Origin of the sequence: Kitasatospora sp. NPDC094019, from assembly GCF_044764505.1 — a bacterium.
In the GTDB taxonomy this organism is placed as follows: domain Bacteria; phylum Actinomycetota; class Actinomycetes; order Streptomycetales; family Streptomycetaceae; genus Kitasatospora.
Genome location: NZ_JBIWIF010000010.1, coordinates 155,172 through 168,957, shown reverse-complemented (window position 1 = coordinate 168,957; position 13,786 = coordinate 155,172). Strand labels below are relative to the sequence as shown.

Sequence of the window (13,786 nt, the reverse complement as noted above, 5' to 3'; positions counted from 1 at the left end):
TGCGGCGGCTACTCCCGTCCCATGTCACGGTGGACGAGCACCGTTTCCACGCCGTCCGCGATCAGACGCTTCGTCAGCCGCTCGGACATCGCGACGCTGCGGTGCTTGCCACCGGTGCAGCCTACGGCAAGGGTCATGTAACGCTTCCCCTCGCGGCGATAGCCCTCGGTGACAATGCGCAGCAGTTCGGCGTAGCCGTTGAGGAACTCGTTGGCCCCGGGCTGCTGGAACACGTAGTCGGCGACGTCCGCGTCGGTGCCCGTCCTGGCCCGCAGCTCGGGCACCCAGTGCGGGTTCGGCAGGAAGCGGCAGTCCACCACGAGGTCGGCGTCGACCGGCAGGCCGTACTTGAAGCCGAAGGACATCACGGTGGCGCGCAGCTCGGGCTCGTCGTGGTCGGCGAACTGGGCGTCGAGCTTGGCCCGCAGCTGGTGGACGTTGAGGTTGGAGGTGTCGATCACCAGGTCGGCCTCGCCCCGGAGCTCGCGCAGCAGCTCGCGCTCCTGGGCGATGCCGTCGACGATCCGGCCGTCCCCCTGCAGCGGGTGCGGGCGGCGCACGCTCTCGAAGCGGCGGACCAGGGCGTCGTCGGAGGAGTCGAGGAAGACGACGCGCAGCCGCACGCCGCGCTTCTCCAGCTCGTCGAGGGAGGTCAGCAGGTCGTCGAAGAACTGCCGGCCGCGGACGTCCACCACGGCGCCGATCCGGGCGACGTTGCCCTGGGAGCGGGCTCCGAGGTCGACCATGGTGGGGATGAGGGCCGGGGGCAGGTTGTCGACGACGAACCAGCCCAGGTCCTCCAGGCACTTGGCGGCGGTGGAGCGGCCCGCCCCGGACATGCCGGAGATGATCACCAGCTCCGGGGTGTTCTCGCCGCCGGCCTCCGGCCGGGCGGTGCCCCCGTAATCGGACACGGTCACTTCGGTTCCCCGCTCTCGGTGGTTCTGCTGTGGAGAACGCGCGTCGCGCGGGCATGCTTCCCGGTGTCACTCGGACGAGTGGGCGCGGGGCACGCCGGCTGACGGGCGGCGTCGGCCGTCATGGCGTCTCCTGGATGGGTGCGGTCTCGGGCGCCGCGGGCGCCGGCTCGTCGGCACCGTCCTCGATGATCTCGCCCGTGGCGGTGTTCACGGCTGGTGCGGCAGGTGTACGGGACGACAACGCCGCCGCAACGGTCTCCGCCGTCCGCCGGCCGATGCCGGGGACGGCGCAGAGTTCGTCGACGGTGGCCGCCCGGAGCTTCTTCAGCGAGCCGAAGTGCTTGAGCAGCGCCTGACGGCGAGTCTCGCCGAGGCCGGGGACGGAGTCCAGTTCTCCGGCGGTGAGTCGCTTGGAACGCTTGCCGCGCTGGTAGCCGATGGCGAAGCGGTGGGCCTCGTCGCGGACCCGCTGGAGCAGGTAGAGGCCCTCGCTGCTGCGCGGGAGCACCACCGGGTCGTCCTCGCCGGGCAGCCAGACCTCCTCCAGTCGCTTGGCCAGGCCGCACAGCGCGATGTCGTCGATGCCGAGTTCGTCCAGGGCCCGCTGGGCGGCGGCGACCTGCGGCTGCCCGCCGTCGACGACCAGCAGTTGCGGCGGGTAGGCGAAGCGCCGGGGCCGGCCGTCCTCGGCGCGGGCGCCGGCGCCGTCGAGGTCGGTGCCGTCCACGACCGCGGCGGCGTCCACGGCGTTCTCGGGGCCCTCCTCGGGGACAGCCCACTCACCGGTGCGCTCGCGTTCCTGGAGGTAGCGGCGGAACCGGCGGCTGATCACCTCGTGCATCGAGCGGACGTCGTCCTGGCCCTCGAAGCCCTTGATCTCGAAGCGGCGGTACTCGCTCTTGCGGGCCAGACCGTCCTCGAAGACCACCATCGAGGCGACCACGTCCTCGCCCTGGAGGTGGGAGATGTCGAAGCACTCGATCCGCAGCGGGACGCTGTCCAGCTCCAGCGCGTCGGTGATCTCCTGCAGGGCGCGGCTGCGGGTGGTGAGGTCGGAGGCGCGCTTGGTCCTGTGCAGCGCCAGCGCCTGCTGGGCGTTGCGCTGCACGGTGGCCATGAGGTCCTTCTTGTCGCCGCGCTGCGGGATGCGCAGGTCGACCTGGGCGCCGCGCAGCCCGCCCAGCCACTCCCGCACCGGCTCGGCCGGGTCGGGCAGCGCGGGGACGAGCACCTCGCGGGGGACGCCCTCGCCGGGGTTCCCGGCGCCGGCGCCCCCGTAGAGCTGCTGGAGGGCGTGCTCGACCAGGCCGGCGGTGTCGACGTCCTCGACCTTGTCGGTGATCCAGCCGCGCTGGCCCCGGACCCGGCCGCCGCGGACGTGGAAGATCTGGACGGCGGCCTCCAGTTCGTCCTCGGCGACGGCCAGCAGGTCGGCGTCGGTGGCGTCGGCGAGGACGATGGCGTTCTTCTCCATCGCGCGCTTGAGGGCGCCGATGTCGTCGCGCAGCCGGGCGGCCTTCTCGTACTCCAGGTCGGCGGCGGCCTCCTGCATCTCGGTCTCCAGCCGGCGCAGGTAGTTGCCGGTGCGGCCGGCCATGAAGTCGCAGAAGTCCTCGGCCAGCGCCCGGTGGTCCTCCGGCGTGATCCGGCCCACGCAGGGCGCGGCGCACTTGCCGATGTAGCCGAGCAGGCAGGGGCGGCCGACCTGGGCGGCGCGCTTGAAGACGCCGTTGGAGCAGGTGCGGACGGGGAAGACGCGCAGCAGCAGGTCGACGGTCTCGCGGATCGCCCAGGCGTGGCCGTAGGGGCCGAAGTAGCGCACGCCCTTCCGGTGCGCGCCGCGCATCACCTGGACCCGGGGGAACTCCTCGTTGAGGGTGACCGCGAGTTCCGGGTAGCTCTTGTCGTCCCGGTACTTGACGTTGAACCGGGGGTCGAACTCCTTGATCCAGGAGTACTCCAGCTGGAGCGCCTCGACCTCGGTGGCGACGACGGTCCACTCCACCGAGGCGGCGGTGGTGACCATGGTCGCGGTGCGCGGGTGCAGTCCGGCGAGGTCCTGGAAGTAGGAGGACAGCCGGGGGCGCAGGCTTTTGGCCTTGCCGACGTAGATGACCCGCCCGTGGGCGTCGCGGAACTTGTAGACACCGGGCGAGGTCGGGATCGCACCCGGCGCCGGACGGTAGGTGGACGGGTCAGCCATGGGTCCACCGTACCGACTCGGACCGGGGGCGCGTGCGGGAGATCAACTGCTTCAGCGCGGGGTCACCTTGAGGTTGCCGCCCTCGACCGCCACGTCGTACGCGGGCAGCGGGGTCGGGGCCGGGCCGTCCAGGACGGCGCCGTCGGTGATGCCGAACATGCTGCCGTGACAGGGGCATTGGATCTTCTGGTTCTTGACCTGGTCGACGACGCAGCCGGCGTGGGTGCACTTGGCGCTGAACGCCTTGTACTGGCCCTCGGCGGGCTGGGTGACGACGATCTTCTTCTCGCGGAAGACGGTGCCGCCGCCGACCGGGACGCCGGAGGCCGGACCGAGGTCGACCGGGGTCTTCGCGGCGGAGTCGGAGCCGGAGGAGGCCGAGGAGCAGCCGGTGACGGCGACGGTGCCGCCGGCGGCGAGGACGGCCGCGGCTCCGCAGAGCAGGGTGCGGCGGGAGGGGGCGGGACTCTCGGGTGCCTCGGACATGAGGGTGCTCCTGGGTTCGGCGGCGGCGTTCGGCGGCGGCTTCGCGGCTGCGGGCCGCCCGGAATTCTATGCGTCGCGCCTCCGCCCGCCCCCGGGGTGCCGGGGGCGGGCGGGGGCGGGCGGCGAGGCCGGTCCGCTACTTGCGCGCCGCCGCGGCGCGCTTGCGGGGGGCCTTGGCCTTGGCCGGCGCGGCCGGGGCCTCCTCGAAGCCGCCCGGCAGGATGTCCCGGAGGAACTTGCCGGTGTGGCTCTCGGAGACGGCCGCGATCTCCTCGGGGGTGCCCTCGGCGACCACGCTGCCGCCGCCGGAGCCGCCCTCGGGGCCCATGTCGACGATCCAGTCCGCGGTCTTGATGACGTCGAGGTTGTGCTCGATGACGATGACCGTGTTGCCCTTGTCCACCAGACCGGAGAGCACCTTGATCAGCTTGCTGATGTCCTCGAAGTGGAGGCCGGTGGTGGGCTCGTCGAGCACGTAGACCGTCCGGCCGGTGGACCGCTTCTGCAGCTCGGAGGCGAGCTTCACCCGCTGGGCCTCGCCGCCGGAGAGGGTCGGCGCGGACTGGCCGAGTCGGACGTAGCCGAGGCCGACGTCGTTGAGCGTGCGCAGGTGCCTCGCGATCGCCGGGACGGCCTCGAAGAAGCCGAGGGCCTCCTCGATCGGCATGTCCAGCACCTCGGCGATGGACCGGCCCTTGTAGTGGACCTCCAGCGTCTCCCGGTTGTAGCGGGCGCCGTGGCAGACCTCGCACGGCACGTAGACGTCCGGCAGGAAGTTCATCTCGATCTTGATGGTGCCGTCGCCGGAGCAGTTCTCGCAGCGGCCGCCCTTGACGTTGAACGAGAAGCGGCCGGGCAGGTAGCCGCGGACCTTGGCCTCCTGGGTCTCCGCGAACAGCCGCCGGACGTGGTCGAAGACGCCGGTGTAGGTGGCCGGGTTGGAGCGCGGGGTGCGGCCGATCGGCGACTGGTCGACGTGCACCACCTTGTCCACCTGGTCGGTGCCGGTGATCCGGGTGTGCCGGCCGGGCACCGTGCGGGCGCCGTTCAGCTCCCGGGCGAGGTGGGTGTAGAGGATGTCGTTGACCAGGGTGGACTTGCCCGAGCCGGAGACACCGGTGATCGCGGTGAAGGTGCCGAGCGGGAAGCCGACCGTGACGTCCTTGAGGTTGTGCTCGCGGGCGCCGTGCACGGTGAGCTGGCGCTTCTTGTCCCGGGCGCGGCGGGTGGCCGGGATCGGGATGCTCCGCTTGCCGGACAGGTACTGGCCGGTGAGGGACTCCTTGTTGGTGAGCAGCTGCTTCAGCGAGCCGGAGTGCACCACCTTGCCGCCGTGCTCGCCGGCGCCGGGGCCGATGTCGACCACCCAGTCGGCCATCTTGATGGTGTCCTCGTCGTGCTCGACGACGATCAGGGTGTTCCCGATGTCGCGCAGCCGGACCAGGGTCTCGATCAGCCGGTGGTTGTCGCGCTGGTGCAGGCCGATGGACGGCTCGTCCAGCACGTAGAGCACGCCGACCAGGCCGGAGCCGATCTGGGTGGCGAGCCGGATCCGCTGGGCCTCGCCGCCGGAGAGGGTGCCTGCCGCGCGGTCCAGCGAGAGGTAGTCCAGGCCGACGTCGACCAGGAACCGCAGCCGCTCGTTGACCTCCTTGAGGACCCGCTCGGCGATCTGCTTGTCCCGGGCGTTCAGCTTCATCGCGCCGAGGAAGTCGGAGCAGTCGCTGATCGACATCGAGGAGACGTCCGCGATCGAGCGGCCCTCGACGGTGACCGCGAGCACCACCGGCTTGAGCCGGCTGCCCCGGCAGGTCGGGCAGGGCACCTCGCGCATGTAGCCCTCGAAGCGCTCGCGGCTGGAGTCGCTCTCGGCCTCCTGGTGGCGGCGCTGGATGAACGGCACCGCGCCCTCGAAGCCGGTGGTGTAGGAGCGGTCGCGCCCGTAGCGGTTGCGGTAGCGGACCTCGACCTGGTGCTTGTGGCCGTACAGCAGCGCCTTCTTGGCGCGGGCCGGGAGTCCGGCCCAGGGGATGTCGGTGCGGAAGCCCAGCTCGCCGCCGAGGGCGTCGATCAGCCGCTGGAAGTACTCCTTGGTGTGGCCGCCGGACCAGGGGTGGATGGCGCCCTCGTCCAGCGAGCGCTCCTCGTCGGGCACCACCAGCTCCGGGTCCACCTCCATCCGGTTGCCGAGGCCGGAGCAGTCCGGGCAGGCGCCGAACGGCGAGTTGAAGGAGAACGAGCGCGGCTCCAGCTCCTCGAACGACACGTCGTCGTAGGGGCAGTAGAGGTGCTCGGAGTACATCCGCTCGCGCTCGGGGTCGTCGTCCGGGAGGTCGACGAAGTCCAGCACGACCATGCCGCCGCCGAGCCGCAGGGCCGTCTCCACCGAGTCGGTCAGCCGGCGCTTGGCGCCGCCCTTGACGGTGAGGCGGTCGACGACCACCTCGACGGTGTGCTTCTCCTGCTTCTTCAGCTTGGGCGGCTCGGCGAGCTGGATCGTCTCGCCGTCGACCCGGGCCCGGGCGTAGCCCTTGGACTGGAGGTCGGCGAAGAGGTCGGCGAACTCGCCCTTGCGCTCGCGCACGACCGGGCTGAGGACCTGGAAGCGGGTGCCCTCCGCGAGCTCCAGCACCTTGTCGACGATGGCCTGCGGGGACTGCTTGGCGATCGGGCGGGCGCAGTGCGGGCAGTGCGGCTTGCCGATCCGCGCGAACAGCAGCCGCAGGTAGTCGTAGACCTCGGTGATGGTGCCGACGGTCGACCGCGGGTTGCGGTTGGTGGACTTCTGGTCGATCGAGACGGCCGGGGAGAGGCCCTCGATGAAGTCGACGTCGGGCTTGTCCATCTGGCCCAGGAACTGCCGGGCGTAGGAGGACAGCGACTCGACGTAGCGGCGCTGGCCCTCCGCGAAGATGGTGTCGAAGGCCAGCGAGGACTTACCGGAGCCGGAGAGGCCCGTGAAGACGATGAGGGAGTCGCGGGGCAGGTCGAGCGAGACGTTCTTGAGGTTGTGCTCGCGAGCACCGCGCACGATGAGGCGGTCGGCCACTGCTTCTGGCGCCTTTCTCCGGGACGAGAGGGCTGGTGAACGAGGGGTGTACTTCTACCAGGATGCGGCAGCCAGCCTACTAGCTCACGCGTTCGATTATCGAGCTCGTCCAGCCGGGTCCACCCGAACGAGTGAGGACGACGCGCGGAGCCTTGACGCGCGGACCGAAAAGCCCCTGCTCGGCGGCGGGCGACGGCGGTAGCGTCGCCTGGTCAACGAGCGAAGCCCCACCGGGGCAACGCACCCTCTCCCACCGAAGGCCGAATCGATGACCGACCCGCAGACCGACGCGCAGACCGACCCGCAGACCGAGCCCGCCACCGCCTCCCTGCCCTCCGTCGCCGCCCGGCGCCTGGCCGAGGTCGAGGAGAGCACCCGCCTGCTGCTGCGGACCGTCGCCGGGATCGGGGCGGAGGCCGCCGGCGGGCCCTCCGCACTGCCCGGCTGGACCCGCGGCCACGTGCTCACCCACCTCGCCCGCAACGCCGACTCGCTGGTCAACCTGCTGAACGGCGCCCGCACCGGCACCGACATCCCGCAGTACCCGAGCCAGGAGGCCCGTGACCGGGACATCGAGGAGGGCGCGCCCCGCCCCGTGGACGAGCAGCTCGCCGACCTGCGCGCCTCCCACGCCCGCTTCGGAGCGGCGGCGGCCCTGCTGCCGGACGGGGCCTGGGCCGCGGAGGTCAAGCACCGCAGCGGCGTCGTCCTCCCGGCCGCGGAGATCCCCTGGCGGCGGCTGGCGGAGGTCGAGTACCACCACGTCGACCTGGACGCCGGCTACACCCCCGCGCACTGGCCGGAGGAGTTCGCCACCGTCGAGTTCCGGCAGCTCGCCGAGAAGCTGGCCGGGCCGGCCGGCGCCGGGCTGCCCGCCGTCGCGCTGCTGGCCGAGGACACCGGCGGACGCGCCGTGATCGGCGCTGGCACCCCCGCGCTGACCGTCGAGGGCCCCGTCCGCGCCCTGCTCGCCTGGCTCTCCGGCCGGTCCGACGGCGCCGGCCTGCGCCGCACCCCCGGCACCGCCCTGCCGGTCCTCCCCCCGTTGGGCTGAGCCCCGCGCAGGCGCGAGGATGGCCCTGACCCTGTAGACGCGACAAGGAGCGGACGGATGACGTACCACGGAGCGGTCAAGGTCGGCGGGCCGCCGGACGTGCGCGAGCTGGCGCACCTGATCATCACCAAGGTGGCGGTCGGCCCCCACGACAACAACGCCTACCTGCTGCGCTGCCGCGACACCGACGAGCAGTTGCTGATCGACGCGGCGGCGGACGCGCCGGTGCTGCTGGAGACGGTCGGCGAGCGGCTGGCGACCGTGGTCACCACCCACCGGCACCACGACCACTGGGGGGCGCTGGCCGAGGTGGTCGCCGCCACCGGCGCGCGCACCGCCGCCGGCGAGCACGACGCCGAGGGCATCGACGTGCCCACCGCGCTGCCGCTCGCGGACGGCGACACGCTCGCGGTGGGCCGCTGCGAGCTCACCGTGCGGCACCTGGTCGGCCACACCCCGGGCGCGATCGTGCTGGTCTACGACGACCCGGTGGGCCACCCGCACGTGTTCACCGGCGACTGCCTCTTCCCCGGCGGGATCGGGAACACCTGGGGCGACAAGGACGCCTTCGCGAGCCTCCTCCGGGACGTCACCGGGAAGGTCTTCGACGTGCTGCCGGACGAGGCGTGGGTCTACCCCGGCCACGGCGACGACACCACCCTCGGCGCCGAGCGCCCGCACCTCGCCGAGTGGCGCGAGCGCGGCTGGTAGAACGCCCCGGACACGCGGACGGGCGGGCCCGTGACCGAGCGATCCGGTCACGGGCCCGCCCGTTCGGCGGTGGGGACGCGTCAGGCGTCCAGCTTCTCCGGCTCGCCCCGGCCGCCCTGCTCCGCCTGCTCGGCGAGGGCGGCCTTCTTGGAGGCCATCAGGCTGGTCACGGTGGTGACGGCGAGCACCACCACGATGAAGCCCAGCGAGAACGGGATGCCGATCTCGGGCACGTGCACACCCTGCTCGTGCAGCGCGTGCAGCACCAGCTTCACCCCGATGAAGCCCAGGATCACCGACAGGCCGTACGACAGGTGGACCAGCTTCTTCAGCAGTCCGCCGATGAGGAAGTACAGCTGGCGCAGACCCATCAGGGCGAAGGCGTTGGCGGTGAAGACGATGTACGGGTCCTGGGTCAGGCCGAAGATCGCCGGGATCGAGTCCAGCGCGAACAGGACGTCGGTGGTGCCGATCGCGATCATGACGATCAGCATCGGGGTCATCAGCCGGCGGCCGTTCTCCCGGACGAAGAGCTTGGTGCCGTGGTACTTGTCGGTCGACGGGAAGCGCTGCTCGATCGACTTGAGCAGACGGTTCTCCTCGAACTCCTCCTCCTCCTCGTCGGCCCGCGCCTCCTTGATCAGCTTCCAGGCCGTCCAGATCAGGAAGCCGCCGAAGATGAAGAACACCCAGGAGAACTGGGCCACCAGCGCGGCCCCGCCGGCGATGAAGACCGCGCGCAGCACCAGGGCGATGATCACACCGAACATCAGCACGCGCTGCTGGTAGATCCGCGGCACCGCGAACTTGCCCATGATCAGGATGAACACGAACAGGTTGTCGACACTGAGCGACTTCTCGGTGATGTAACCGGCGAAGAACTCACCGGCCGGCGTCGCGCCGGAGTGCCACCAGAGGAAACCGCCGAAGATCACCGCCAGCACGACCCAGACCGTGGTCCAGATGCCGGCTTCCTTGATCGAGACCTCGTGCGGCTTGCGGCCGCCGATGAAGAAATCGGCCACGACCAGCGCCAACAGCACCACGATCGTGCCGACCCACAAACTTACGGAAACGTCCACTACTGCTCCTCCGGCAGGTAGGCGAGACAGTCATCGTCACTGCCGGAGGTCTCTTCCGCCCGCCGGGCGCGCGGTCGCGCACCCGCGGACCAGCGCCCCGGGATGCCGCGACGGGCATCCGTGATGACGGGGACGACTGCGTGGGAATACTCCCCTCCGCTGCAAGAAGGGTAACAGCACTCCCAAGGAAAGGTAAAGAAGGTAAAGAACCGTCAGAGGAACGGCTCGATCGCCGGCAGCAGGTCCTGGAACGACCGGCCCTTCGCCGGGGCGCCGATCGCCTGCATCTCCCAGCCCCCCGCGCCGTCCCGGAACACCTTCGCCATGACCTGCCCGGTGTGCGGGCCGCCGCCGGTCAGGTCGTAGCGGGCCAGCTCCAGCCCGGTCGACTCGTCCACCAGCCGGCAGTGCGCGTTCTGCACCTCGGCGAAGCTCTGCCCGGTGTAGGAGCTGACCGTGAACACCACCTGGGTGATGTGCGGCGGCACGTGCGCGAGGTCCACCAGGATCGCCTCGTCGTCCTCCCCCGCCCCGGAACCGCCCACCAGGTTGTCCCCGGTGTGCCGGACCGAGCCGTCGGAGCTCTCCAGGTGCTGGAAGAAGACCACGTCGGACGGGGTCCGCTCGGCGTACAGCAGTGCCGAGGCGTCCAGGTCGATCTGCTGCGTCCGGCTGCCGAACAGGCCCCGCCGGGGCGCCGCCCGCCAGCCCAGGCCCATCCGGACCACGGTCAGCGTCTCCCCCGGGCCCTTCTGCAGGCTGACCCGCTGCCCCTTGGCCAGGTTCACCGACACGGCGGTTGTCCTCTCTGCCCGGCCGCACGGGATCCCCGCGCCGGCTCCACGGTGGAACACCCCGTTGCCGTCCCCCGGCTGAGGCCCCCTCTTTACCGGCCGCCCGACAAGGACGGCACCGCAGGCCAGCCTAGGCCCTGCCGTCCAACGCCTTTCCCGCCGTGTACCCCCTCCGGGCGGCGCCGACGCACCGCGGGGTGCGGGCGGGCGGAGAACCGGCCACACCCCGCGGTCGGGTGCTACGCGATCCCGGCCTCCCGCATCTGCCGCAGCTCCCGCTTCAGCTCCTTGACCTCGTCGCGCAGCCGGGCCGCCACCTCGAACTGGAGGTCGGTCGCCGCGGCGTGCATCCGCTCGGTCATCGACTGGATCAGCTCGGCCAGCTCGGCGGCCGGCATCGACTTCGCCGGCTTGCGGTCGGAGCCCAGGGCCGGCACCGGTGCCTTGCCCTTGGCCCCCTTGCCACCGGGCGCGCGGTAGCCGGTCGACAGCAGCTCGTCGGTGTCCACCTCCTCGCGGGCGAGGGTGGCCAGGATGTCGCCGATCTTCTTGCGCAGCGGCTGCGGGTCGATCCCGTGCTTCTTGTTGTACGCCTGCTGGACCTCCCGGCGGCGATTGGTCTCGTCGATGGCCTTCTCCATCGCCGGGGTGATCCGGTCCGCGTACATGTGGACCTGGCCGGAGACGTTGCGGGCCGCGCGGCCGATGGTCTGGATCAGCGAGGTGCCGGAGCGCAGGAAGCCCTCCTTGTCCGCGTCCAGGATCGCCACCAGCGACACCTCGGGCAGGTCCAGGCCCTCCCGGAGCAGGTTGATGCCCACCAGCACGTCGTACTCGCCGGCCCGCAGCTCGCGCAGCAGCTCGACCCGGCGCAGCGTGTCGATGTCGCTGTGCAGGTACCGGACCCGGATGTCCAGGCCGAGCATGTAGTCGGTGAGGTCCTCGGACATCTTCTTGGTGAGAGTGGTGACCAGGACGCGCTCGTCCTTCTCCACCCGCTTGCGGACCTCGTGCACCAGGTCGTCGATCTGGCCCTCGGTCGGCTTGACGATCACCTCGGGGTCGATCAGACCGGTCGGGCGGATGATCTGCTCGACCTGGCCGTCGCCCCGGGACAGCTCGAACTTGCCCGGGGTCGCCGACAGGTAGACGGTCTGGCCGATCCGCTCCAGGAACTCCTCCCACTTCAGCGGGCGGTTGTCCATCGCCGAGGGCAGCCGGAAGCCGTGCTCGACCAGGGTCCGCTTGCGCGAGGCGTCGCCCTCGTACATGGCGCCGATCTGCGGCACGGTGACGTGCGACTCGTCGATGACCAGGAGGAAGTCCTCCGGGAAGTAGTCCAGCAGGGTGTTCGGCGGGGAGCCGGGCTCGCGGCCGTCGAAGTGCATCGAGTAGTTCTCGACGCCGGAGCAGGTGCCGATCTGGCGCAGCATCTCGATGTCGTAGGTGGTGCGCATGCGCAGCCGCTGGGCCTCCAGCAGCTTGCCCTGCTTCTCCATCCTGGCGAGGGTCTGCTCCAGCTCCTTCTCGATGTCGGTGACCGCGCGCTCCATCCGCTCCGGGCCGGCCACGTAGTGCGAGGCCGGGAAGACGTACATGGAGTCGTCCTGGCTGATGATCTCGCCGGTGAGCGGGTGCAGCGTGTACAGCGCCTCGATCTCGTCGCCGAACATCTCGATCCGGACGGCGAGCTCCTCGTAGACCGGGAAGATCTCGATGGTGTCGCCGCGGACCCGGAAGGTGCCGCGGGTGAAGGCCAGGTCGTTGCGGGTGTACTGGATGTCGACGAAGCGGCGCAGCAGCACGTCCCGGTCGACCTCCTCGCCGACCTTCAGCCGCACCATCCGGTCCACGTACTCCTGCGGGGTCCCGAGGCCGTAGATGCAGGACACCGACGCGACCACGACCACGTCCCGGCGGGTGAGCAGCGAGTTGGTGGCCGAGTGGCGCAGCCGCTCGACCTCCTCGTTGATCGAGGAGTCCTTCTCGATGTAGGTGTCCGTCTGCGGGACGTACGCCTCGGGCTGGTAGTAGTCGTAGTACGAGACGAAGTACTCGACCGCGTTGTTGGGCAGCAGTTCGCGGAACTCGTTCGCCAGCTGCGCCGCCAGCGTCTTGTTCGGCGCCATCACCAGGGTGGGCCGCTGCAGCTTCTCGATCATCCAGGCCGTGGTGGCCGACTTGCCGGTACCGGTGGCGCCGAGCAGGACGACGTCCTTCTCCCCGCCCCGGATCCGCCGCTCCAGCTCGGCGATCGCCGCCGGCTGGTCACCGTTGGGCTGGTAGGGACTGACGACCTCGAAGGGCGCCACTGACCGCTCAATACTCGTGATGGGTCGCACGCCACCACGGTACGACCCCCCACCGACACCCGGGGCCCGTCGGCGGGACTACCCGGCGCTGTCCCGGGCGAGGGCGACCAGGCGGGAGACGGCGCGGAGGTACTTCTTCCGGTAGCCGCCGCGGAGCATCTCCTCGGGGAAGACCTGGTCGAAGGGGATGCCGGAGGCGGTGATGGGGAGTTCGCGGTCGTACATCCGGTCGGCGAGGACGACCAGGCGCAGGGCGGTGGACTGGTCCTCGACCTGGCGGACGCCGCGCAGGCAGACGGCGGTCACGTCGTCCAGCAGGGCGCCGTAGCGGCTGGGGTGGACGGCGGGGAGGTGGGCGAGCAGGGCGTCGAAGTCGTCCAGGGAGGCACCGGGGGTGCGGGCGGCGACGGCGTCGACCTCGGTGTCCGGGTAGGGCGGCGGGGCGTCGGGCAGGCCGCGGTGGCGGTAGTCCTGGCCGTCGATCCGCATCGGGCGGAAGTGCGCCGACAGGCCCTGGATCTCGCGCAGGAAGTCGGCGGCGGCGAACCGGCCCTCGCCCAGCTTCTCCGGCAGGGTGTTCGAGGTGGCGCACAGCTTGACGCCGTTCTCGACCAGGCGGCCGAGCAGGGTGGAGACCAGGACGGTGTCGCCCGGGTCGTCCAGTTCGAATTCGTCGATGCACAGCAGCCGGTGGTCGGACAGGGTCCGCACGGCCTGCTGGAAGCCGAGCGCGCCGACCAGGTTGGTCAGCTCGACGAAGGTGCCGAACGCCTTGGGGCCGGGCACGGCGTGCCAGAGCGAGGCCAGCAGGTGGGTCTTGCCGACGCCGTAGCCGCCGTCGAGGTAGATGCCGGCCGGGCCGGCCGGGGCCGGGGCGGCGCGGCGGAACCAGCCGCGCTTCGGCGCGGCGCCGTTCCCGCCGTTGAGCGCGGCCGCGAACTGCTCCAGCACCTGCACGGCCTCGTACTGGCTGGGCTGGCCCGGGTCCGGGAGGTAGGTCCCGAAGCTCACGTCGGAGAAGCGCGGCGGCGGCACCATCTCGGCGACCAGGCGCTCGGCGGGCACGACCGGACGGCGGTCGGTGAGCGCGGTCGGCGGAGCGGTGGCGCCGGCTATCGGCTCGGTCGCGGTGGCGGGGCGGGAAGCTGCGGGCACGGTGGACAAGGGTACGCCCG

General features: G+C 71.3%; 10 protein-coding genes. 2 read left to right on the top strand and 8 right to left on the bottom strand.

Annotated elements, in window-relative coordinates; translation table 11 throughout:
* Window positions 1-8: 8 nt before the first annotated feature.
* From rapZ to uvrA, 4 genes are all read right to left on the bottom strand, one after another.
* On the bottom strand, window positions 9-920 hold the full coding sequence (gene rapZ, locus ACIQ9P_RS23305; protein ID WP_369826124.1) for an RNase adapter RapZ: 912 nt from the start codon (window positions 918-920) through the stop codon (window positions 9-11).
* A gap of 118 nt (window positions 921-1,038) precedes the next feature.
* A complete protein-coding gene (gene uvrC / locus ACIQ9P_RS23300) occupies window positions 1,039-3,123 on the bottom strand; it encodes an excinuclease ABC subunit UvrC (RefSeq protein WP_402359258.1) in 2,085 nt (694 codons plus the stop codon).
* Window positions 3,124-3,174: 51 nt separating this feature from the next.
* Window positions 3,175-3,609 carry a Rieske (2Fe-2S) protein gene (locus ACIQ9P_RS23295; RefSeq protein ID WP_402359255.1) on the bottom strand — a complete coding sequence of 145 codons (435 nt, stop codon included), beginning with the start codon at window positions 3,607-3,609 and terminating at the stop codon, window positions 3,175-3,177.
* A gap of 136 nt (window positions 3,610-3,745) precedes the next feature.
* The gene (gene uvrA / locus ACIQ9P_RS23290) at window positions 3,746-6,658 is read right to left on the bottom strand and encodes an excinuclease ABC subunit UvrA (RefSeq protein WP_402359252.1); all 2,913 of its coding nucleotides are present in this window, start codon (window positions 6,656-6,658) and stop codon (window positions 3,746-3,748) included.
* Between the two features lie 268 nt (window positions 6,659-6,926).
* Here uvrA and ACIQ9P_RS23285 point away from each other — a divergent pair, with 268 nt between their 5' ends.
* Window positions 6,927-7,712, top strand: coding sequence for a maleylpyruvate isomerase family mycothiol-dependent enzyme (locus ACIQ9P_RS23285; protein WP_402359249.1), 786 nt, complete (start codon window positions 6,927-6,929; stop codon window positions 7,710-7,712).
* Between the two features lie 57 nt (window positions 7,713-7,769).
* Window positions 7,770-8,423, top strand: coding sequence for an MBL fold metallo-hydrolase (locus ACIQ9P_RS23280; RefSeq protein WP_402359246.1), 654 nt, complete (start codon window positions 7,770-7,772; stop codon window positions 8,421-8,423).
* An 80-nt stretch (window positions 8,424-8,503) separates the two neighbouring features.
* Here ACIQ9P_RS23280 and ACIQ9P_RS23275 read toward each other — a convergent pair whose 3' ends face one another.
* The 4 genes from ACIQ9P_RS23275 to zapE form a co-directional block, all read right to left on the bottom strand.
* Window positions 8,504-9,505 carry a TerC family protein gene (locus ACIQ9P_RS23275; protein ID WP_402359243.1) on the bottom strand — a complete coding sequence of 334 codons (1,002 nt, stop codon included), beginning with the start codon at window positions 9,503-9,505 and terminating at the stop codon, window positions 8,504-8,506.
* A gap of 212 nt (window positions 9,506-9,717) precedes the next feature.
* Window positions 9,718-10,299 (bottom strand): TerD family protein, encoded by a 582-nt coding sequence (locus ACIQ9P_RS23270; protein ID WP_402359240.1) that lies wholly within the window; start codon window positions 10,297-10,299, stop codon window positions 9,718-9,720.
* Window positions 10,300-10,538: 239 nt separating this feature from the next.
* Window positions 10,539-12,641, bottom strand: a complete 2,103-nt coding sequence (uvrB, locus tag ACIQ9P_RS23265; protein WP_402359237.1) for an excinuclease ABC subunit UvrB — start codon at window positions 12,639-12,641, stop codon at window positions 10,539-10,541.
* A gap of 48 nt (window positions 12,642-12,689) precedes the next feature.
* The gene (gene zapE, locus ACIQ9P_RS23260; protein WP_402359757.1) at window positions 12,690-13,727 is read right to left on the bottom strand and encodes a cell division protein ZapE; all 1,038 of its coding nucleotides are present in this window, start codon (window positions 13,725-13,727) and stop codon (window positions 12,690-12,692) included.
* Between the last annotated feature and the right edge of the window lie 59 nt (window positions 13,728-13,786).